The 21,292-nt window shown below is 67.3% G+C and carries 15 protein-coding genes; 7 read left to right on the top strand and 8 right to left on the bottom strand.

Going from position 1 to position 21,292, the window contains the following annotated elements:
- Positions 1-15 precede the first annotated feature (15 nt).
- The 6 genes from ACSQ8Y_RS28560 to ACSQ8Y_RS28535 all read left to right on the top strand — a co-directional run bounded on the left by ACSQ8Y_RS28560 (position 16) and on the right by ACSQ8Y_RS28535 (position 10,027).
- Complete coding sequence (locus tag ACSQ8Y_RS28560; protein WP_436269962.1) at positions 16-1,695, top strand: hypothetical protein; 1,680 nt, start codon at positions 16-18, stop codon at positions 1,693-1,695.
- On the top strand, positions 1,692-3,428 hold the full coding sequence (locus tag ACSQ8Y_RS28555; RefSeq protein ID WP_436269961.1) for a hypothetical protein: 1,737 nt from the start codon (positions 1,692-1,694) through the stop codon (positions 3,426-3,428). The genes ACSQ8Y_RS28560 and ACSQ8Y_RS28555 overlap by 4 nt, the downstream gene beginning before the upstream one ends.
- Positions 3,429-3,453: 25 nt before the next feature.
- Complete coding sequence (locus tag ACSQ8Y_RS28550; RefSeq protein WP_436269960.1) at positions 3,454-3,957, top strand: hypothetical protein; 504 nt, start codon at positions 3,454-3,456, stop codon at positions 3,955-3,957.
- A 23-nt stretch (positions 3,958-3,980) separates the two neighbouring features.
- Entirely contained in the window at positions 3,981-7,709 is a 3,729-nt protein-coding gene (locus tag ACSQ8Y_RS28545) for a tubulin-like doman-containing protein (RefSeq protein WP_436269959.1), read from the top strand.
- Between the two features lie 424 nt (positions 7,710-8,133).
- Positions 8,134-9,255, top strand: coding sequence for a hypothetical protein (locus ACSQ8Y_RS28540; protein ID WP_436269958.1), 1,122 nt, complete (start codon positions 8,134-8,136; stop codon positions 9,253-9,255).
- A gap of 10 nt (positions 9,256-9,265) precedes the next feature.
- A complete protein-coding gene (locus tag ACSQ8Y_RS28535; RefSeq protein WP_436269957.1) occupies positions 9,266-10,027 on the top strand; it encodes a hypothetical protein in 762 nt (253 codons plus the stop codon).
- Here ACSQ8Y_RS28535 and ACSQ8Y_RS28530 read toward each other — a convergent pair.
- From ACSQ8Y_RS28530 to ACSQ8Y_RS28505, 6 genes are all read right to left on the bottom strand, one after another.
- Positions 10,024-11,394, bottom strand: coding sequence for a hypothetical protein (locus ACSQ8Y_RS28530; protein WP_436269956.1), 1,371 nt, complete (start codon positions 11,392-11,394; stop codon positions 10,024-10,026). The genes ACSQ8Y_RS28535 and ACSQ8Y_RS28530 overlap by 4 nt on opposite strands.
- Positions 11,391-12,773 carry a hypothetical protein gene (locus tag ACSQ8Y_RS28525; RefSeq protein WP_436269955.1) on the bottom strand — a complete coding sequence of 461 codons (1,383 nt, stop codon included), beginning with the start codon at positions 12,771-12,773 and terminating at the stop codon, positions 11,391-11,393. The genes ACSQ8Y_RS28530 and ACSQ8Y_RS28525 overlap by 4 nt, the downstream gene beginning before the upstream one ends.
- Positions 12,770-13,600 carry an ABC transporter ATP-binding protein gene (locus ACSQ8Y_RS28520; RefSeq protein WP_436269954.1) on the bottom strand — a complete coding sequence of 277 codons (831 nt, stop codon included), beginning with the start codon at positions 13,598-13,600 and terminating at the stop codon, positions 12,770-12,772. Before ACSQ8Y_RS28520 ends, ACSQ8Y_RS28525 begins: the two co-directional genes overlap by 4 nt.
- Positions 13,593-13,988, bottom strand: coding sequence for a GntR family transcriptional regulator (locus ACSQ8Y_RS28515; RefSeq protein WP_436269953.1), 396 nt, complete (start codon positions 13,986-13,988; stop codon positions 13,593-13,595). The genes ACSQ8Y_RS28520 and ACSQ8Y_RS28515 overlap by 8 nt, the downstream gene beginning before the upstream one ends.
- Positions 13,989-14,055: 67 nt before the next feature.
- Positions 14,056-14,406 (bottom strand): DUF6404 family protein, encoded by a 351-nt coding sequence (locus ACSQ8Y_RS28510; RefSeq protein WP_436269952.1) that lies wholly within the window; start codon positions 14,404-14,406, stop codon positions 14,056-14,058.
- A 93-nt stretch (positions 14,407-14,499) separates the two neighbouring features.
- Complete coding sequence (locus ACSQ8Y_RS28505; protein WP_436269951.1) at positions 14,500-16,740, bottom strand: molybdopterin-dependent oxidoreductase; 2,241 nt, start codon at positions 16,738-16,740, stop codon at positions 14,500-14,502.
- 113 nt (positions 16,741-16,853) lie between these two features.
- Here ACSQ8Y_RS28505 and ACSQ8Y_RS28500 point away from each other — a divergent pair, with 113 nt between their 5' ends.
- On the top strand, positions 16,854-17,156 hold the full coding sequence (locus ACSQ8Y_RS28500) for an apolipophorin (protein ID WP_436269950.1): 303 nt from the start codon (positions 16,854-16,856) through the stop codon (positions 17,154-17,156).
- A 15-nt stretch (positions 17,157-17,171) separates the two neighbouring features.
- Here the strand turns inward: ACSQ8Y_RS28500 and ACSQ8Y_RS28495 are convergent, their stop codons facing one another.
- Both ACSQ8Y_RS28495 and ACSQ8Y_RS28490 read right to left on the bottom strand, forming a co-directional pair.
- Entirely contained in the window at positions 17,172-19,229 is a 2,058-nt protein-coding gene (locus ACSQ8Y_RS28495; protein WP_436269949.1) for a diguanylate cyclase, read from the bottom strand.
- Positions 19,230-19,396: 167 nt separating this feature from the next.
- Entirely contained in the window at positions 19,397-21,091 is a 1,695-nt protein-coding gene (locus ACSQ8Y_RS28490; protein ID WP_436269948.1) for a methyl-accepting chemotaxis protein, read from the bottom strand.
- Positions 21,092-21,292 lie beyond the last annotated feature (201 nt).

The following is a 21,292-nucleotide window of genomic DNA, read 5'->3' as shown; positions in this document are numbered from 1 at the left end:
ATTTCGAGCACATACATGGCATACAGGTGGGAGACTCCCGACAGCGTCTGGCTGGAGGACGATGAAAGTGGGCAATATCAACTGGCGTCGAGCCAGGGTTTGAGCCGCATCGAGTGGCAGGCGCAGGCACGCAGCCGCTTGCCGGACGTGGCGCAGCTATTGGGCGCGTCCTTGCCTGCAGGCTGCGCGCACGCGGCCATTTATCCCGAGGGATTTGCGTTCTGCCCGGAATGCGGCGCGCCGTTGCAGGTGTGCGCGCCGGCCGCGCAAGCCTTGCCAGGGTGGTGGGGGCCGAGCACAGCGCCGCTGCCGGTCAACGAATCGCCGCTGCCGCGGCACGCGCCGCACGGCCTGCCGCTGACGGCGTTGCCTTTGGCGGCCAGCCTGGAGACGCGCGCGCCGGAACCGGCGGTGGGGCATGCGGAGATCCGTATCCCCGCTCCGCCGAACGCGGTCTGCATGTTTGCCGCCGCCGATTTCGGTTTCGCCGCGCAGCGCTTGCTGGCGCTGGCCTACACGCGCAACGTGCTGCAATACTGGGACCCGGCCGCCGCGCGCTGGCACGTGATGACGGCCGAGAACCACGCGGCCGATTTGTCGTTCAGCGCGTCGGCGTATGCCTGGCTGCCCGTGCATGCGGGCGCGCGCCGTGGTGAAGTGGCGCTGGTGCCGTCGGCGCAGGGGCTGGTGCGGCTGGTGATCAACCCGGTCAGCGAGAGCTTCCGCACCGAGGTGGTGTTGCCGGCCACGCTGGCCAGCGCGCCGGGCATGGTTGCGCGGCGCGTCGGCTGCCTGATCGTGGCCGCCGGCGGCGTGCGCCTGTGGACCGCGAATGCCGATGGGGCCGACAGCGAGACCCTGGAGATCGTGGCGGAGCATGGCGGGTTACGCGTGCCGCTAACCCGCCCTACGGACCACGCCAGCATCCCGGACCCGGACGCCGACAACGGTCCCCTGACCACCGCCGATCTCCCTGAACCTGGTGCCGATGCCGGCCCCGCAGGGTGGCTTAGCGGCACGCATAATTCCCCAGGCGCCGCCGACATGGCAGTTCCCGCTGCCGGCTGGTCCCGTCCCATCAGCTACGACGGCAAGCTGACGTGGCTGCACGCGCTGGGCCATGTGGTCTGGCGTCCCGGCAGCGCGCCGCGCTGGCTGCCATGGCCGGCGGGATGGACGCCGCGCCTCCAGTTCGGCGGCCCGGCCACCAGCCGCGATGGCCGCCTGTGGCAGATCGGCCATGACGGCAAAGCTTACTCCTTCCGCGAACTGGGTGTCGCCGAAGCGCAAGTGCAGCCGCTGGACGGCGCGCGCCTCGGTTTCGGCACGCTGCTGTTCCGCCGTGGCCACCAGATCAAGGAAAATCCATGGGAGGGCGAATACGTCCTGGACCAGAACCACAACGAGGCGCTGGTGCTGCCGCTGCTGGAAAACGTCAGCAGCACACGCAGCCAGCCGACGGGCCTGGTGCTGCGCATGGAAAGCCCGCCGGCCAAGGCCGAGGATGCGCTGGGCGGCGCCACCTTGCCGCGCACGCTGATTGAATGGGTGGGCCAGCGCAACGTCATCCTGGACGAGGCGGTGCGCCTGAAGCACCCCGGCGACTGCCAGCCCTTCGTCTACGATGACTGCCTCTGGCTGCACCACCCGAGCTGGAACGAGATCCGCGGCTGGCACCTGAAAGCGCTGCCATGATGCGCGCGTCCATGCCGCAACTGCCGGCGCCGCGCGCGGCTGTCGCTGCCGCTACGGTCGCCGTCCCTGCTGCCACCGCTGCGACCGCCACCGCTGCCGCCACCGCTCCCGCTCCCGCTCCCGCTTCCGTCGCTGCCGTTGCCGGGCCGCGCCGTAGCATGCTGCCGGCGCGTTTGGCTGCACCGCTGCTTGCTGCCATCGCCATGGCCCTGCCTGCCGCCTCGGCGCTCGCGGCGCCGGCCTCGCACGTCTTCCTGGTCCAGAACTCGGGCTGGATGGAACCGTTCTACACGGACCCGTCGTCGCAATACAAAGCCCTGGTGACCGAAGTGGTGCTGGCCGCCGTCCAGCCGGGGGACGCGCTGGTGCTGGCCGCGTTCAATCAAAGCCTGCCCGGTGCGCCGTCGCCGAAAGCGCTGCTGGCCGCCAAGGTGGACGACAAGCCGCAGCGCGCCGCCGTCGCCGGCGCGCTGGCGCCGCTGGCCGCCGCCAGGAAGCCCGGCAGCAGCGCGCTGGCCGACACCGATCTCGGCGAGGCCGTCAGCACCTCCATTTCCTCTGCGCTGGGCGGCAAGCCCGGCCTGATCTGGCTGTTCACCAACAACAAGAACAGCCCCAACAACGACCAGGCCACCGCACAGCGCAACCGCGAATTCTATGAGCTGATACACGGCGGCGGCAGCATCAAGAAGGCGCTGGCCTTCCCGCTGCACATGCCGGTGCAAGGCCGCTACCGTGCCAACGGTATCATGATCTACGTCTTCGCCATCCAGGACGAAGGTGTGCGCGAACTCGACGCGCTGCTGCGCTCCGGGCGTCTGCAGAAAGTGATCACCGAGCCGCCGGCGCGCCTCAAACCGCTGGACCAGGACACCGTGCGCCTGATGCCGGTGAAGGTCGAAAACGTCCCCGGCGTCACGTTCTCAACGCAGCCCAACGGCACCCTGCGCGCCGATGTTGACGCGGGCGCGGCGGCCGGCATGCCTGGCGGCGCTGGCGCAGCCGCGGCCACCGCCGCTTCACCGAGCGCCAGCGCGCCCCCCGGCTCCGCGCCGGCTGCGCGCATCCAATGGCGGCTGGAGAACACCATCTACCCGTACACCATCACCAGCGCCCGCCTCGCCGCGCGCTCGGTGCTGGCCGGCGCGGAGAAGCCGATCGCGCTGGGCGCCGATTCCGTGAGCGCGCTCGCGCCCGGCAAATCGCAGCCGCTGGCGTCGACCATGGAGTTGCCGGTCGCGCACCTGCCCGGCAAGTGGTCGCTGGAGGCGGTCAAGGCGGCCGGATCCGCCGCCGTGCTGCCCGGTGCCATCGAAGTGCAGCTGAGCGAGCAAAAGCTCGAACTGTCGCAAGCCTTCCGCGAACGCATGGCTTCGCTCTTCCCCGGCGACCCGCTGCCCGACATCTTCACGCCGCCCAGCCAGGTGCAGGGTTCGCGCGCCGTGCTGCCGCTCGAAGTGCGCATGCAGTTCGGCGTCGCGCCCCTGCTGGCGCTGATCGGCGGCCTGGCCGCCTTGCTGGCACTGGGCGTGGCCGGCGTGATCGCCGCCACCCGCCCGCGCAAGGTACAGGTCACGGTTGAAGGCGAATTGCGCACGCTGCAGGTCAAGGCCGGCACCACCCAGCCGCTGCACGACAAGGCGGGCAACAAGCTCGCCGAACTGAAAACCACCTTGTTCGGAACCACACTGACGGATTTGCGCGAAGGCGCGCAAGTCCGCCTTGGCCGCTAATATCCCGCTCTATCGAGGACACCAGATGCAAAAACAAAACGACATCCAGCTGGCGCAGGCCAATACCGATCCGGGTTTCAAGATCCCCGGCGCCCCGGCCGACCCGAAAGCCAAACCGTCCACCGAGCCGACGCTGTCGACCGTGCCGCCCGGCGGCACGCCGGAGACGCCGGCCGCGCCGGGTGCCGCCACGGGTGCACCGATTGAAGTGGCGCCCGTGCAGGGGGCCCCCGCCACCGACACCTCCACGCGCGACCTGGCCATCGGCGGCGCCATCTTCCTGGTGCTGCTGATCGTGTTCTTCTTTGCCCGCAACGCCTACGCCAACCACCTGGTACGCCGCCGCGTGGCGCCCTCGTCGGCCGACACGGCAGGCTGGCTGATGTTCTTCGGCCTGGCCTTCGTCAGCGGCGCGGCCGTGCTGGCGATTATGAACGCCAGTAAATTCCTTACCGTGGCCATCACCGGCACCTTGCTCGTCTTCGGCATCGCCGCGCTGATCGGCGCGATGGTGACGGGCCGCCGTTAATCAGGAGCGACTCAGGAGCAACCATGGCAGACAAAAAAGCAGAACTGAAGGTCGACCTGCGCCCCACGCTGTTCATCGGCGCGGGCGGCACCGGCATGGAAGTGATGATGCGCATCCGCCGCCGCATCCTGTCGGCAGTCTGGAACCGCCGCAATCCGACGCGTGTGGAAGCCATCGGCCAGTTCCCGGTGGCGCGCTTCCTGCACGTCGACCTCGATAGCGGCGCCATCATCGACGAGGGCAAGTCGCAGCGCACCGACCCCTGGTACGAACTGGTGAAACTGAGCGACGAGGAACGCCTGGTCGAATCGATCGACCTGCAGCAGTACCACGAGTCCGACGACAGCCTGGCGCGCTTTCCGCTGATCGAAAGCTGGATGCCGCTGCGGCCCAAAAAATTACGCTCGCTGGGCATCGATCCATCCAAGGGGGCGGGCCAGATCCGCGCCGTGGCGCGCCTTTACCTGTTCGACAAATACCCGAAGCTGCGCGGCCGTATCAAGGGCGCGCTGAATTTCCTGAGCAGCAACGCGGGCAACGAGCGCAAGGAGAACTACCAGCGCCTTGGCCTGCAAGTGGATACGTCCAAGTTCCGCATCGTCGTCATCGGCTCCAACGCCGGCGGCACCGGCGCCGGCACCGTCATGGACCTGGGCTGGATCGCCAAGGCCATCGCGCGCCAGGAAGTGGCCGACAGCCAGGTCGACCTGGTGATGTTCATGCCGTCCGGCTACGCCAAGGCCAACAAGGAGCGCACCGAGGCCAACGCCTACGCCACGTTGATGGAGCTGGAAACGGCGATGCGCGACATGAACGCGCAGGTGCGCTGGGCCGACCCGGACAGCCTGACCGGCCGCGGCGCACCGTTCGACGATGTCTACTTCGTCGACACCGCCAACCTGGCCAACAAGGCCACGCAGGATGTCAAGGACGTATACCAGATGGTGGCCGATTCGCTGTTCGAGGACTTCGCCTCGGCCGATTTCGCCAACCGCAAGCGCTCGGTGGCGGTCAACCAGCAGCAGCACAAACTGGGGCCGTTCAATCCGCGCGTGCCGGAGCAGCGCTTCGGCGACATGCGCTTGTCCTATTCCAAGGTCTACTCGGCCTTCGGCCAGTCCGTGCTGGACACGCAGCAAAGCCTGCGCGAAGACATCCGCGCCTACGAACTGGCGGCGCTGATGGTGAAGGCCTTCTTCGGCCTGCTTGGCAGCGACGGCGCACCGGCGCGGCGCGCCGGCGACCAGGAGCGCGATACCTTCATGCGCGAGCAGATGGCACTGTCCGAGCGGCCCTTCGACGAATTCCCGGACTTCAAGAAAGGCACGGTGGACGTGACGCCGTTCCAGGAATACGCGCTGACCGACCGGCTGCTGATGGACAAGGACGAACGCTCGCTGCTCGAGCGCGTGGAAAGCAAGGTGCAGCTGGAGATCGACCGCATCATGGGCGACTACGAGCTGAAGCAGTGGCGCGAAAAAGTGGCCGAGCTGCTGCCGCACCTGGAGCGCGACGCCATCCGCGAAGCCGGCGCCACCGCCGAGACCAGCGAGGACCGCCTGAAGCGCCATACGGCGGAACTGCTGCAGCGCCTGAAGGGCCGCGCGCGCGAACAGCTGTACGCGCTGCTGGACGACCGCAAGCAGGGCGGCCTGGAGTTCGTGCTGTCGTTGCTGGAGCAGATCAAGTCGCGCATCTCGCAGCGCGACCTGGCGCACATGGAACGCAACGGCAAGCGTTATCGCGACATCCGCGACGCGCTGCGCACGCGCCAGGTGGAGGAGTCGCTCAACAACCTGTCGCAGGCGGCCGCCAAGCTGTTCGGCAGCGACGCGCAATCGCGCGAAGTGATGGCGCACCTGAAGCGCGACATCTCGGACTACCTGCGTTTCCACATGCTGTCCGTGGCGGCCGCGCAGTCGGTCGAACTGCTGCGTTCCATGTCCTCCTGGCTGGGCGATGTGCAGTCGGTGGACGAGCAAGGACAGCCGGTCTACGGCGGCATCGCCGGCGAGCTGCAAGAAGGGCGCCGCTGCGTGGAAGCCATGCTGGGCGCGGTCGACCAGCGCATTGCGCAACTGCGCGCGGACGCGCAGCATGAGCACGCCACCTACATGAAGCTGGCCAGCGACACCGTGCCGGACGCGGTCAAGCTGACCGGCGACATCAGCGTGTGGAGCGAGGAAGTGCTGATGGAATTCGGCGGTTCGGCGCGCCTGTTCCCGCAACTGGGCGACGAGAAGCTGCGCGCCAGCCTGCTGCTCAAGCTGTTCCGCCGCGCGCAGACGCAGCTGAGCCGCGAGCACCTGGACGAAGCCGACGTCGCGCCGCCGGATCCGCTGCTGGAGCGCTTGATGGCGATGTCGCCGCAGGAGCGCCAGCACACCTTCAACGAATGGATACGCAGCGCCATGCCGTGGATTAACGCGCGCTTCTCGGCCGAGTTCACGCCCAACGCGGACCAGTTCAAATGCTTCATCGGCGTGGGCGACGCCAACGCGTGGCGCAAGCTGGAGCCCGAGATCAAGGCTGCGGTGCCGACCGGCTTCTTTCACGGCGACCTGGTCAGCATCGTCAACAACGGCATCAGCGGCAAGGCGGTATGTTATATCGAGCTGTCCGGCGTGCCGATGACGGTGCTGCGCGGCCTGCCGACGTGGCGCACGTCCTATCAAATCGAAAATCCGAAGATACCGACCCATCTGCATTTCGACTCCACGCGCTTCCGCCATCCCATCGCGCCGTCGATGGATGAACTGAACCGCCTGGCGGACGACTACGAATGGTTTTTGCAGGCCATCGCGCTCGGCGTCATCAAGCGCAAGGCCGATTTGTCGGACCGCGAGGCGTTGTTCCAGCCGCGCGGGCAATACCTGTTCGAAGTGGAGCAGGGTTCGGGCGAGTGGCTGCAGATCGGCAACGAGTTCGCCATCCGCTCGAACGGCCTGCCAGCCTATTATCGCGAGCAGGTGATCGCCTCGGTGCAACAGCGCCTGGCACGCATGGGTGCGAACCAGTTCCTGCTGCTGGCCGCGCTGATGCGCTATTACCAGCACAAGGTCTACCAGCCCAAGCTGGAAGTGGACGAGACCGGGGCCGAACTGCCGTCTCCGTCGCTGCCCAATATCACGGCCAAGCGTTTGCACGACGAGTGGATGCGGCGCGCGCAGGCGCTGAATGCCGGCCTGCCAGGTGCGCCGGTCGAGCGCGCGCTGGAAACGCTGGGCATGTGGAGCGAGCAGGTCACCGGCTCGGCGAACGACGCCTACAACTGGGAAGTGCAGCACGCGGTGGACAAGCGGGTGCTGAAGCCGGAGATACTGGCCGGCGAAGCGGCCGCCGCGCGCGTGTTCGCCGACGCTGCGCCCGGCGCGCGCGACGCGTACGCTTCCTCGCTGGCGGCAGCGGGCGTATCGGCCGCAGCCGGTTCTGCGGCATACGCCGCAGCACCCGCGCACGCGGTCTTCGCCGCCACCCCAAGCGGCGCCGCACCGCAGACCGGTCTTGCGGCCGCTGGCGTGCCGGTGCTCTACAAGGTGTTCGTCAACAAGACGCAGCAGGGTCCATACGCGCTGCATGAACTGGCCCAGCGCATCCAGGCGGGCGAGATCGACGGCAGTACCAAAGTGTGGAATATGCAATGGATACCTCGCGTGGACCAGTGGAAGCTGGCCAGCGACATGCCGGACATCGCGCCCCTGCTGGGCCCCGCGATTCCGGATCCGTATGACGATATTCCAGACCCGGAATAAGGAAGGCTAAGTAGTGGACGTAGCGACGTACCGATGTATCAATGAGGCCTGCGGGCGGGGCTTCCCGCGCCAGGTGAACTTCTGCCCGTTCTGCGGCACGCGGCAGCTCGCCGCCGCGCGTCCACGTCCCGCGCAGGAGGCAATGGATGGGCGGACGCAGGCTGCGCACGCGCAAACAGCGGCGCAGTCAAGGAGCGACGCGGCCCCGCACAGTCCGCAAGCGGCGCAGCCTTCACAGGCACAGCAAGGGGAGACGCCTCGAGCCGCGCAGCCTTCACCGGCTCCGCCAGCGTCTTCGCGCTATGCCGCTGGCAGCCCAACGCCAGGCAAGCTGGCGGCCGATGCTGCTGGTGGCGTTTCGGCGGACCCCGCCACCCGTTACGCCAGTGCTGGCCGCACTGCTGCGCCGATGGAGGAGACAGTCGTGTTGACGCCGGAGCAGATCGCGGCGGCAAAAGCGCGGCTGGACAAGGCACGCGGCGTGCCGCCTGCAGGTGCCGGGTCCGGGACGGCAGGGCAGCCGGCAGGCCGGGCGGCCCGGTCCGCAGCCGGCGTGCCGCCGCAGCCGCCGGCCGATACCGGCCGAGGCCCACATGCCAAGCCGCCCACGCGCGAGCCGATCAGCATCACCACCTGGCTGCTGGTGGCCATGATACTGGCGGTGATCTGGTATCTGGCCAAGCCCGCCAACGAACAGGAGCGGATCGACAAACACGTCGACAAGGCCATCGCCCTGATGGCCGATTGCAAGCTGGACGCAGCGCGCGCCGAAGTTGCCGCCATGCGCGCCGCGAAGGCGACCGACTTGCAGCTCAAAAAGGCCAACGAAGCAATCAGCGGCGCGGTCAAGAACTGCGAGATGCGGCGCCAGCGCGCCAAAGCCTGGACCGATCTGACGGCGGCGCTGGAGAGCGCCCTGCAATCGGGCGCGGTTGAACGCGCCGACGCGCGCCTGTCGGCCTTCACCAGGAAATGGGGCCCCGACGACGCCACCCGCGACTGGGACAAACGCATCGACATCAGGAAGGCGGAGCGCCTGCTCGACGAGGCCGATGCCTGCCTCAAGAAGTCCGACAGCACCTGCCTGGAGACCAGGCTGGTGGCGGCTGAAAAGCTGCAGCGCGCTGAAGTGGCGGACCGCATCCGCAGCTTGCGCGAGGCCTTGTCCAGGCTACTGGAGTCGACCGTGCTGGAGCAGAAATCACCGCCAGCGTTGGGCAACGAGCCGCCGCGCAGTGTGCCGCAGCGCGAAGTGCCACGGGAGACGCCGAGGGAAACCCCGCGTCCCGCCCCGCCCGTTATCAGTACCGCGCCGCAAGTATCGCAGGCGGCCGCGCAGGCGCGCAAAATCCTGTCCGACGCCGAGCGTGAACTAAATCAAGGCAACTACAAAAGCGCCATGGACAAGGCCGAGATTTGTGCAACGATGATAGATGTCGGCAACCGCGAATGCCTGGGCCTGAAGCAGCGTGCCGAACGCTTGAACCGCGAGATGTTGCGCTGCGTCGCCAGCGGCGCGGACTGGATTAACGATCGATGTCAATAAGGGAGGCCCCATGAAACGCACACTCAGCCTCACCCTCGTCGCCGCGCTGCTGGCGGGGTGCGCCGCGCCCGACAGCGGCGGCCGCTACGACCAGCGCGACAGCGGTGCGGGCGGCAGCAGGACCGGCACGGGCCACACGGGCGGTACGGGAGGCAGCACGGGAAGCGCCGGCCAGAATGCCGCCGCAGGCGCCGCCATCGGCGCGGTCGCGGGCTGCGCGCTGGCCGCCATGGCCGGCAAGAAATGCGCACAAGGCGCGGCGGTTGGCGCGGCGCTGGGCGCCGCCATAGGCTGGACCACGTATTCCGAGAAAGTGGCGGACGGCCAGACCATCAACAACCAGGCGCGGCGTGAAGGCCTGGCGGTGCCGACCAACGAAATCCGCTTGAAAGATTACGAACTGTTCTCCACCGCCAGCGTGGCACGCGCCGGCGGCGAGCCGGTGCAGGTGGTCGGCAACATCAAGCTGTACGGCCAGTCGCAGCGCGTACCCGAAGTGGTGCAGAGCATGACCTTGCTCAAGGCCAACGGCGAGAAAGCCTCCGACAAGCCGCAGATCGCGCGGGTCGAGCGGGTGGACGGCGCCGGCCAATACCGCGCCATCGGCGTCTACAAAATTCCGCGCGGCATGGAACAAGGCCAGTACACGGTGCAAAGCGTGCTGCTGCTCGACGGCCGCGAAGTGGCGCGCCGCACCGCCAGTTTCCAGGTGGCGCAAGCGGATGCGCCGCAGCGCGTCGCCAAGCTGGCAAGCCTCGTGCGCGTCGACTAGGCCCGGCCGTGCAAATAGGGCTGCAGCTTGCCTGGTGTCCACAGCCGTTGTGCCAGTAGCAGGATCGTGAACGCCGCCAGCATCAATGACGCGGCGTACGCAGAATCTGCTCGCACCAGCGGGACGTGCACCAGGTCGTCAAGCCAGAAGAGCGCCAGTGACAGCAGAACCACCACCGTGCACCAGGCCACGACGCCCCACTTTCCTAAGCTTTTGAGCAGCACCGCGATCGACAGGGTGAACGCCAGTTCAGGTGCGATCAAGCTATGCAACCAGACTTTATGCAGCGCTTCGTTCAGCGCCTGGCCGCGATGCAGACTGTCCGTCAGCGCAATGAAGGCGCCAAACGCCAGTACCAGCGACAGCTGCACGCCCAGCGTGGAGAAATAGATATTGAAGGCGACGCCGCGCCGCCGCAGTCCGCCCGGCAGGAGTAGATGGCGCCAGTGCAGGTCGCGCATCAGCAGGCCGACGGTGCAGAGTGTACAAATGACGGCCAGGCCCTGGAAATGCAAGCCGTTCAGTTGTTCGCCCCAGGTCGAACGCAAATACAGAACCGTCATCACCGGGACCAGCGCCATGAACAGCAAGCGCGTACCGGCACTCAGCGGTTTCATGCTGCCGTCGGTCTGCAATATGCCTTCGTGAAGCATGGCGTAGCGCTGCAGATGATGCCGGACGCGCAGACCCATGCAGCTCGGCGATCCGCTGCCGGTGTCCGCGTCGGCAAAGTCGTGCATTGTTGGCTGCTTGCGCCATCGCAGATGCAGCAAACCGGCCATCGCCGGCCATGCCAGCGCTAGCGGCAGCAGGACAGCCAGCGGCAGCGCGCCGAAGCGGTCCAGCATTGCCTGCGTGCCGGTCTGGGCCTGCGCAATGAAAATTGCCAGCAAGGCGGCGATGGCGGCATAGCCCACCAGGGACAGCCGGCGCGGCAGCAGGCCTGGACGGCGCAGGGGGATGGCCGTGCCCAGGCACGCCATCACGGACAGCAGCGTGCCCGGGACGGTCCAGTGCATGGCGCTGGATGACGGCAGGGAGCAGCGCAGCGCCATGGCCATCGCCAGCAGCAGCCAGCCGAATGAGATGTTGAGCAGGCATGCCCGCACATGGCCGGGCCACGCCGCGGTGGGCATGCGCGTGCGGTGCATTGCGGCGCCGGCATTGCGCAGTGCGTCCACTTGCGCGCCGCAGTGCAGCAGCAGGCAGCCGCATGCCAGCAGCGTCAGCACGCCGCCGTCAGAGGCCCCGCCCGCCCCTTCCAGCAGCGTGAACGCCATCGCGAGCAGCCACAACAGTGCGAATAATTGCAAGGGCGCGCGCTGCAGCGGTTGCGCAAACGGCGCGGCAAACAAATTCAGTTTCATTTGGCATTCCTCATCAACTCACGGAACAGTTTTTCCACCGTCCACATGCGGTTCGCCGTGCAATACAGCGCGGACGTGCCGGCCAGCAGCAGCGACAGATAGGACTGGCCTATGGTCCAGTTCCCTGCGTCCGGCAATCGCGGCTCCAGCACCAGGTAGGCTATGCCCGCCATGATCGCGATGGCTCCCGCAACCCCCATGAACTGGCGCGTGGAGCAAGCCCGCAGCGCGACGGCGCCACTGGTGACGAAAGCCAGCTCGAACGGCAGGATGGCCGCGCCGGCCAGGCGCGCCAGCACGGTGTCCGCGGGCGTGCCGGTAGCGAGCTGGAATGCCGCGTAAGCCAGGCCCGCAATGAGCAGGGCCAAGGCCTGCATGGTCAGCGTGGAGCGCAGGATGTGCGCGCCGATGCGGCCGCGCCGCATGCCGCCGGGCAACAGCAGCGACCGCCAGTGCAGGTCGCGCACCAGCAGCTTGGAGGCCGTCACCGTGCAGATGATGTACAGGCCCAAGGCACGCAGCGGCGTGGCGCTGTCGCCCCATTGGACGGGCAGTATTTGCAGCAGCACCAGGTAGAACAGCAGTTCGCCGCTGACCGTCCGGCTTAGCATCGCCAGCGGCTTGTAGCCCGGCATGGCGGACGCGCCAGTTGCGGTATCGTCCCAGCGCAGCACACTGTAACGCTTGAAGAAGCTGGAGACGCCGCCCGGCGCCAGCGTGGCCGGCTTGCCTTCGGAGGCACGGTAGGCGGGCAGCGGGCCTTGCCAGCGGCGCTGCAGCAGCCAGGCCATTGCCGGCCAAGCCAACGCGAACGCCAATAGCAATGGTGCTGGCAGCGAGGCGAACCACTGCGCCGACGCGCCCACGCCGGGGCCGAACGCGGCATGCAGGGCCAGCGCGGAGACGGCAATGTCGATCATCAGGGCCCTGCCGCGCACCGCCAGGCCGCTGCGCGCGAGCATGCGCTGCACCGTCAGGCACAGCAACAGCGACAGCAGCGCGGGCGCCGCCAGCCAGAAGGTGGTCGAGGCGGGCATCAGCAATTGGGCCGCCATGCCGATGCAGATCGCGGCCCAGTAGCGCGTGAGGGAGGTCAGCGTGCCACGCGCCCAAGCCTGCCACAGCGCATCCGGTGCGCGCTGCATGCTGAAGACGCGCAGCGCGTCGGCCAGCACTTTGATGCGGTGGGCGGCGATCAGGGCCATCACCGCGCAGGCACACACCAGCAGCGCGGCCAGGCCGCCGCTGGCGGCGGCGCCGGGGCGGCCGGTGGTCAGCATCAGCAGCATCACCCAGAACACGCCCAGGAAGGCCAGCATGCCCTTGCCTGCGGCGGAGGCCGCCGAAGGGAAAACGACGGACGGCGGAGCGGTGTTCACGTGTTCAGTTCCATGAACAGTTCATCGAGCGTCAGCGGGCGGCTGGCGCCGGCCAGGTCCGGTGCGCGGCGCGTGTCGATCAGCGCCATGCCGCTGGCCTGGCCGCGCCAGACGACGGCGTTGGCTGGCGCTGCGCTGCCGTGCGGCGCCAGGCGGTAGTGCTCCAGCATCGCGTCCCAGCTGTCGAGCAGTTGCAAGCGGCCGTGGCGGATGAAGGCGATGTGGGTCGCCACCCGTTCCAGGTCGCTCAGGATGTGGCTGGAGATGATGACGGTGCGTTCACGGTCTTCGGCGCGCTCGCTGAAGATGGCGCGCATGAATTCGCGGCGGCTGAGCGGGTCGAGGCTGGCCACCGGTTCGTCGAACAGCAGCACGTCCGGATCGTGCGCCAGGGCCAGCACCACGGACAGCTTCTGCTGGTCGCCGCCGGACAGGTCGCGTACCCGGGTCGCCAGCGGCAGGTCCTGGCGCAGCGCCAGCGTCAGGCAGCGCTCCTCGTCCCAGCGCGGGTAGGCGCGGCCTATGGTTTGCAGGTGCTCGACCACGCTCATCCAGCCGAACAGGTCGGGCGTTTGCGCCACGTAGCCCAGGCGTTCGCGCACCGCGTCGCTCAGGTCCAGCGACGGGCAGCCCAGCAGCTCGCAACTGCCCGCGTCCGGCGCGGCCAAGCCGGCCAGGCATTGCAGCAGAGAAGACTTGCCCGCGCCGTTGCGGCCCACCAGGCCTAGCACGGCGCCGGCGGGAAGGTCGAAGGAAATGTTCTGCAGCACGTCGACGTGCTTGCGGCGCAAGGTGACTTTGCTGGCGCGGATGACGGATTCAGTCATGGCTATCTTTTCCCGGGAGGTCGTTGAGGCAGTGTTCGAATAATTGGAGGGCGTCGGCGGAGGAGATGCCGAGCTGGCTGGCCATCTGCGCGGCGGCCAGCAGGGCGGGGCGCAGCATGGCGGCCTTGTCCTGCGGCGACGAAGCCGGCTGCGCATCGGCGACCACCATGCCGATGCCGCGCCGGCGTTCCAGTAGGCCCTCGGTTTCCAGCATGCTATAGGCCTTGCTGACCGTCATCGGGTTGATCGCGTGATGCTGCGCCACCGCCCGCACCGAAGGCAGATCGTCGCCCGGCTTGACCTGGCCGCTGGCCACCAGCCGGCGCACCTGTTCCACGATCTGCCTGTAGATCGGGACGGGGGAGGTGGGGACGATGTCGAAGTTCATGCGAACTAGTGTATCACTACATTAATACACATGGCAATGCACTTGTCGATACGTTAAACGGAAAGGGTTATTTACCCAGTTCGTTCCAGGAAGGGAGTTTGTGCTTGCGTTTACCGTAAGCGTAGTAGCTGGCCATGAGGCCGCCGAAACACAGGCCGGCCAGGGCGGCGGTGGTCGCGGCTTGGGAAGGCGTGAGTTTGTCGTGCCAGATGATCAGCCACATCGCCAGACCCCAGCTCGCCGCGTAAAAGCCGCCTATGGATACGGTATTGAAGAGGAAGCTGGCAAAGTGCGGCGGGCGGACGTTGACGCCCAGGTGCCACAGCAGCCGGACGGCAAGCGGCTGATAGCTGCTGGGCTTCATGAGCGTGCGCGCCAGCAGCTCGAGGGCTGCTTGGCGCTTTTCGATTTCTGTCATTGCTGTTACCGCCTGTTTAATACTGAGAACATGCAGTTTAGCAATTTCTGTGACTTGCAAACTATTCAAATATCACAACGAAGCGATCAAATCTCACAATGGCGCCATCTCGATCGCGACGCCCGATAGTACCGCGTTGCCGGACAGTGGGTCGCGCAGATTTTCGTCCAGCAGCACGTTCAGGTTGACGCCCGGCCGCTCGGCCGCCACGCCCATCTGCGTGCCCGGCAGGTTGTGGCCCCAGCCGTGCGGCAGGCTGACCACGCCGGGCATCATGTCGGCGCTGATTTCCACCTGCACCTCGATCTGGCGCGGCCCGTTGCGCACGGTGGCCTGGCCGCCGTCCGCCAGGCCGAGCCGCGCGGCGTCGTCCGGGTGGACCAGCGCCGTGCAGCGGTAGGCGCCCTTGGCCAGCACCGGCAGGTTGTGCATCCAGCTGTTGTTCGAGCGCAGCTGGCGGCGGCCGATGATCACCAGTTGCGGCGCCGGCGCGGCCAGGTCCGCCGCCGCGCGGGCCAGGTCGTCCAGCAGCATCTGCGGCGCCAGTTCGATCTTGCCGGACGGCGTGCGCAGTACCTCCGGTATGCGCTGCGTCATCGCGCCCAGGTCGATGCCGGACGGCGCCGCCTGGACCTTGGCCAAAGTCAGGCCGCCCGGTGCGCGCCCGAACTGGTCGCCGTAGGGGCCGCTGCGCAGGCCCAGGTCCAGCAGACGCTGCACGCCGCGCTGCGGCGTCAGCATGCCCAGCACCGTGCCCGCCAGCGGGCCGACGGTCTTCTCCAGGTCCTCGCGCAGCAGCGCGTCGTCCAGCGCGTCGATATCGGCGCCGGCACCCAAGCCTTGGACGATGGCCGTCAGGCGCAGCAGGCTTTCCCACTCGTCCGGCTGGCCGCCGCTGCGCGCCAGCACCGGCGGACTGTAGCGCGCGTGGTTGCGGTGCGAGAACTGGGTGAAGGTGACGTCGTAGTGCGCGTCCTCCAGCGGCGACGCGCCGGGCAGGATCACGTCCGCGTGGCGTGAGGTTTCGTTGAGGTAGATGTCCATGCTCAGCATGAATTCCAGCTGCTCCAGCGCGGCCGCCAGGCGCGGGCCGTTGGGTGCCGACAGCACGGGGTTGCCGGCGATGGCGATCAGCGCCTTCACCTGGCCCGGCCCCGGCGTGTCGATCTCCTCGGCCAGGCAGGTAATCGGCAATTCGCCCGCCACTTCCGGCGCGTCCGACACGCGGCTGCGGTGGCGGCCGCTGACGATGCCGCGCCCCGTGCCCGGCTTGCCGCGCGTGTTGGCGGCGAAGGCGGCCGCTTTCGGGAACATCATGCCGCCTTCCTCGTCGAGGTGGCCGGTCAGGATGTTGAGCACGTCGATCAGCCACGAGGCCAGGGTGCCGTACTGCTGGGTGCAGGTGCCGATGCGGCCGTACACGCCGGCGTGCTCGGTGCCGGCCAGGGTGCGCGCCAGTGCGCGGATGGCGGGCGCGGCGATCCCGCAGCGCGCCGCCACCGCTTCCGGCGCATAGCCGCGCACGGCCGCTTGCACTTCGTCCACGCCGTTCACATGTCCGGCCAGGCGTCCCAGCTTGACCAAGCCCTCGTCGAACAATGCGTGCACCAGGCCGAGCAGGAAGAACACGTCGGCGCCGGGGCGGATGAAATGATGCTCGTCGGCCACCTCGGCCGTTTCAGTGCGGCGCGGATCGACCACGACGATCTTGCCGCCGCGCGCGCGCAAGGCCTTGGCCCGGCCCCGGAAGTCCGGCACCGTCCACAGGCTGCCGTTCGACACCATGGGGTTGGCGCCGATGATGAGCAGGAACTGCGCGCGGTCGATGTCGGGCACCGGCACCGACAGCCAGCCGCCGTACATCAGCCCCACGGACAGCATTTTGGGGATCTGGTCGACGCTGGAGGCCGAAAACATGTTGCGCGTACGTAAAGCCTTGGCCAGTTTCGGGAAGTAGAGCATCAAGCTCATTTTGTGCGAAACGGGGTTGCCCAGTACCGTGGCCACGGCATCGCCGCCGTCGCGCGCGATGATGGGCAGCAAACGGCGCTCGATCTCGGCGTAGGCCTCTTCCCAGCTGGCCTGGACGAACACGCCGTCGCGCTTGATGAGCGGGGTGCGCAGGCGGTCGCCGTCCTCGTGCAGGTCCTTCAGGCCGATGGCCTTGGGGCACAGGAAGCCGGCGCTGAACACGTCCGCTTCGTCGCCCCGGATGCGCGCCACTTTGTCTTCCTTGAGTTCCACCTCAAGGCCGCAACTGGCCTCGCAGAATGGGCAGATGCGGCGGGCCAACGTGGTCGACTGGGCGGCTGCTTGCGGGGTTTGCTGCGTCATGACGGCTTCCTTTAAAAAAGTGAACGCTCGTGCTATTGTCGAGAATTGTTACAACCGTGTCAATCGTGTTTTTGATGCCCAGGTGTATGCTTGGCTTCACTAGGAGAAATATCATGAAACCAGCCAATGTATTCTACGCCGCGCTTGCCGTGGCGATCGTGGTGGCGGCGCTGAGCGGTTGCCAGAAGCAGCCTGCAGTGGGGCCGGCCGAGCAGGCCGGGCGCAAGCTCGACCAGGTGACGCACCAGGCTGGCGCCGAGCTGACACAGGCGGCGCGCGAGACCAACCAGAAGCTGAGCGATGCCGCCAGGCAGACCAGCGAAAAAATTAACGAAGCCACCGAGGAAGCGGGACGCAAGATAGAGAAGGCCGGCGAAAAGATCCAGGAGTCCGCGCGCGAAGCGCGCAGCAAATAGTTTACGCCTCGCAGTTTATGCCTTGGCGGCGGGCTTGAGCGGCACCACGTTGCTGTGCTCGCCCGGCGGCGGCGGGGCTTCCGGCGCGCCGCCCAGCACCACGCTGAGCTCGACGTAACCGGCGCGCCAGGCGCGCTCCAGATCCTGCTCGATGGCTTCCATGGAGGTCTGGTGGAAGCGTTCGAAGCCGCGCACGCCGTAGGCGCGGTTGCGGCCGTGGGCCTTGGCCAGGTAGAGCGCCATGTCCACCAGGTTCACCGCGCGCTCCCACGGCAGCGGCGTGTCCGCCGGGATCAAGGGGAAGGGCGCGAAGCCGACCGACACGTTCACGCTGAAGGTGTGGTTCTGGTACGCGATCTGCTGCGAGGAAATGCTGTTCAGAATGCGCCGCGCGATCTCCTCCACGCCGCTGCGCGGTATCGCCGGCAGGAAGGCCAGGAATTCCTCGCCGCCCCAGCGCACGATCATGTCGGTTTCCCGCAGCGCCACCCGCAGATTGTCCGCGATCATTTTCAGCACGATGTCGCCCGCCGCGTGGCCATAGGTGTCGTTGACGTGCTTGAAGTGGTCCACGTCCAGCAGGAACAGCGCGCCGACGATGTCCTCCCCGCCCTGGCCGCGCTTGTCGGCGTGGTTGTGGGTGCGCATGAATTCCTGGAAGTGGCGCCGGTTGTAGAGCGAGGTCAGCGGGTCGAGCGAGCTTTGCGCCTTCAGCTCCAGGTTCTTCACTTCCAGCTGCGCGTTGGCGTGGCGCACCTTGCGGTACAACAGGCCGACGATCACCGACGCCAGCGCGAACACCACCGCCAGCAGCCACCACACGCGCTGCTGCAGGCGCCGGTTGTCGATCTCGGCGCTCTTGACCTGGTTCTCGCGGCTCAGCGACTCGATCTGGCGCTGCTTCTTTTCGGTCTCATACTTTTCCTGCATTTCATACACGGCTTCCTGGCGCTGCTTCTCGAACAGCGATTCCGATATCGCGCGTTCGCGGTGGTAGGCGGCGACCGCGCTGCGGTAGTCGCCGGCGCGCTCCAGCGCCTGGCCGTATTCCTTCAGGATGATCTGCAGCTCGGGCTGGTTGGCGGTCTTTTCGTAGTGCACCAGGCCGGCTTCGAAGTTGCGCTTGCCTTCGGGAATATTACCCATGCCCAGGTAGGCCTGGCCGAGGTTGGCCAGCGCGGTGGCGCGGGTGCCGGGGTCGCGCGTATCGTCCGAGGCCGCCAGCGCCTCGTTGGCATAGCGCACCGCGCGCGGGTAGTCGTGTTCCTTCAGGTAGCTGTCGGAGAGGTTGACCAAGGTGTTGGCGATCAGCGTCTTGGCGCCCATCTTGCGCGCCACGTCCAGCGCCGACTGCAGCGCGGCCAGCGCGCGCCTGGGCTGGTTGGAATCGATCGCCAGGCCGTATTCGGTGCTCTTCGCGGTGGCCAGGCGGCCCGGCGAATTGAGTTTCTCGGCCACCCGCACCGACTCGTTCAGCACTTCCCAGCCCTTGTCGTATTCCTTCATCTGGGTATACAGCAAGGCCAGCGCGTTGAGCGCCTGCGCCAGCGACACCATGTCGTCCAGTTGGCGGCCGAGGTCGACCGCCGTCTGCAGCTTGCCCAGCGCGGCCGGGAAATTGCCCTGCTCGGCGTAGGATTGGCCGGAAGTGATGGTGGCCTGCACCCGCAGCGCCAGGTCGGCGGTGCCGTTGGCCAGCTTTTCCGCCTCGAAGGCGAGCTGGTGCGACGCCTTGCGCTCGGACATCGAGGACAGCACATAGGCCTTGGTCAGCATGCCCTTGGCCAGGATTTCCTGGCTGTTCTGGGCGCGGCCGAAGGCGACCAGTTCCTCCGAGAGCAGCAGCGCCGTTTCCAGCTGGCCCAGCGAACGCCAGGCTGAACTGAGCTGCGACAGGAATTCGGCCTTGGTGAGGGCGGGCGCGGCGCGCGCGGCCGGCTCCATCTTCTGCAACTGGACCAGCGCCTTGTCCGGCACATATTTCACCTGGTCGCGGATCTCGGCGATGCTCGCGTCCATCGCCGAGCTGCCCCAGGCGAGCGCCGGCGCCAGCACGCAAACAGCCGTCAGCAACCGAATGCCATGCGATTTCGCCTTAATCCTGAAGCCAGCCAACGTGTTGTCCTTATGAGAGCACCGCAGTGCGCAACGTGTCTAGACAATTATATTCTCGTTGCAGGCCGGAAATTCGCTCCCGGTTTCAGATTTTCCGCAAAACCGCACAGATTTGGCGCTCGTCATTAACGTAATTGCAAGGCGGGCGCAGCGCCTTCGCGCAGGCTGAACATGCTGACCGCGCGCGACAGCGCCTTGGCCTGGTCTTGCAGGCTCTCGGCCGCCGCCGCCGCCTGTTCCACCAGCGCCGCGTTCTGCTGCGTCATCGAATCCATGTCGCTGACGGCCCGGTTCACTTCGGCGATGCCGGTGCTTTGCTCCTGGCTGGCGCTGGTGATCTCGCCCATGATGGCGGCCACCTGGCGCACCGAGGCGACGATCTGCTCCATCGTGTGGCCGGCCTGGTCCACCAAACGGCTGCCGGCGTCGACCCGCTCCACCGAGTCGCCGATCAGGGCCTTGATTTCGCGCGCGGCGGCCGCGCTGCGCTGGGCCAGGTTGCGCACCTCGGAGGCCACCACCGCGAAGCCGCGCCCCTGCTCGCCGGCCCGCGCCGCCTCGACGGCGGCGTTCAGCGCCAGGATGTTGGTCTGGAAGGCGATGCCGTCGATGGTGCCGATGATGTCGGCGATGCGGCCCGAACTTTCCTTGATCGCGCCCATGGTGGACACCACCTGCGACACCACGTCGCCGCCCTTGGCCGCCACCTGCGAGGCGCTGGCCGCCAGCTGGTTGGCCTGGTTGGCGCTGGCCGCGTTCTGCTGCACGGTGGAGGTCAGCGTTTCCATCGAACTGGCGGTCTCCTCCAGCGAGCTGGCCTGCGATTCGGTGCGCGCCGACAGGTCGGCGTTGCCCAGCGCAATCTCGTTGGTGGCGGTGGCCATCTGCTCGGTGCTGCCGCGGATGTCGCCTATCATGCGCGCCAGGCTGCTGTTGATGGCGGCGATGGCTTGCATCAGCGTGCCGATCTCGTCCTGGTGACGCACTGCGATCTCCGCGCTCAGGTCGCCGCCGGCAATGCGCTCGGCGGCGCTAATGGCCGAGCCCAGGTCGCGCTTGAGCTGGCGGTACACCAGCCCCAGGCAGGTCATCGGTACTGCTACCGACAGCGCCAGCAGCACCAGCGCCACGGCGAAGGCGGTGCGCGTCGCCTGTTCGGCGTCGCTCACCGCGGCGGCGGTGCGGTTGTCGAGCTGGCTCAGGAACTCATTCAGCGGCTGCATGATGCGTGCCTTGTTCTGGTGATAGACCGGGTCGTGCATGACCTTGCGCGCCAGCTCCGGGTCCGGTTCGCCCTTGCGGGTGAACTTGCCGCTGCCGTCGTCGAACAAGCCTTTCACCGCGTTCATGGCGAGCACTTCGGTGCGTACCAGGCCGTCCGAATTCGCTTGCGCCGCCTTCAGGCTGGCGAACTCCTGCTCGGTGAAGCCGGCCTGCTTCATCAGGTCCTGCAGCGGCACGCTCTGGCCGCTGGCCGGCGGCACGGCCACGCCGCCCGCCACGAAGTCCCAATAGATGCGCTCGTAGTGCTCGGGGCGCGGCTTCTTGCCGTTGCGGATGTCGAGGATGTCGTTGTATTGCTGTTCGTAACGGCCGTCGCCGGTGACCACGTAGGTGCGCGCCAGCCGGGTCAGGTCGTCCGAGCTTTGCCGCAGTTCATCAGCCAGCAGATAGGACTGGTAGCGCGACTGGTTCGCGTGGGTGGCGGCGGCCTGCCGGTCACTCACCCGCAACAAGGCCCACAGCGTCAGCGCCGCCAGCAGCAGGGTGAGCACCAACAGGGAAATGAAGGCTTGCTTGATGGACAGGTGCGGCTTCATTGGAGGTCTCCGGGGGGGCGTTGGTCCGAGTATCGGTGATGCAAGCGTCAAAGACACTTGTCCTTTGGTGCTATGGCGGCAGGTGCTGCAATGCAGACCTTTCCAGGCCAAGCGTCAGCGCGATTTGAAGAAGCTCAGCGTTGTCTTCCTGTCCACCTGCCTGCGCTTAGTTTGCCAGCCCGAAGCGCCCATACTTATGCG

Source organism: Pseudoduganella sp. LjRoot289, from assembly GCF_964252925.1.
GTDB lineage: Bacteria > Pseudomonadota > Gammaproteobacteria > Burkholderiales > Burkholderiaceae_D > Rugamonas.
The sequence above is the reverse complement of the archived record's forward strand: the minus strand, read 5'-3'. Positions and strand labels throughout refer to the sequence as shown.

Bases quoted from the DNA above. Each gene is read 5' to 3' on its own strand.
- ACSQ8Y_RS28555 (WP_436269961.1), top strand. From the start codon at position 1,692: ATGATGCGCGCGTCCATGCCGCAACTGCCGGCGCCGCGCGCGGCTGTC.
- ACSQ8Y_RS28545 (WP_436269959.1), top strand. From the start codon at position 3,981: ATGGCAGACAAAAAAGCAGAACTGAAGGTCGACCTGCGCCCCACGCTG.
- ACSQ8Y_RS28505 (WP_436269951.1), bottom strand. From the start codon at position 16,740: ATGACGCAGCAAACCCCGCAAGCAGCCGCCCAGTCGACCACGTTGGCC.
- ACSQ8Y_RS28530 (WP_436269956.1), bottom strand. From the start codon at position 11,394: ATGAAACTGAATTTGTTTGCCGCGCCGTTTGCGCAACCGCTGCAGCGC.
- ACSQ8Y_RS28550 (WP_436269960.1), top strand. From the start codon at position 3,454: ATGCAAAAACAAAACGACATCCAGCTGGCGCAGGCCAATACCGATCCG.
- ACSQ8Y_RS28560 (WP_436269962.1), top strand. From the start codon at position 16: ATGGCATACAGGTGGGAGACTCCCGACAGCGTCTGGCTGGAGGACGAT.
- ACSQ8Y_RS28490 (WP_436269948.1), bottom strand. From the start codon at position 21,091: ATGAAGCCGCACCTGTCCATCAAGCAAGCCTTCATTTCCCTGTTGGTG.
- ACSQ8Y_RS28500 (WP_436269950.1), top strand. From the start codon at position 16,854: ATGAAACCAGCCAATGTATTCTACGCCGCGCTTGCCGTGGCGATCGTG.
- ACSQ8Y_RS28535 (WP_436269957.1), top strand. From the start codon at position 9,266: ATGAAACGCACACTCAGCCTCACCCTCGTCGCCGCGCTGCTGGCGGGG.
- ACSQ8Y_RS28520 (WP_436269954.1), bottom strand. From the start codon at position 13,600: ATGACTGAATCCGTCATCCGCGCCAGCAAAGTCACCTTGCGCCGCAAG.
- ACSQ8Y_RS28515 (WP_436269953.1), bottom strand. From the start codon at position 13,988: ATGAACTTCGACATCGTCCCCACCTCCCCCGTCCCGATCTACAGGCAG.
- ACSQ8Y_RS28510 (WP_436269952.1), bottom strand. From the start codon at position 14,406: ATGACAGAAATCGAAAAGCGCCAAGCAGCCCTCGAGCTGCTGGCGCGC.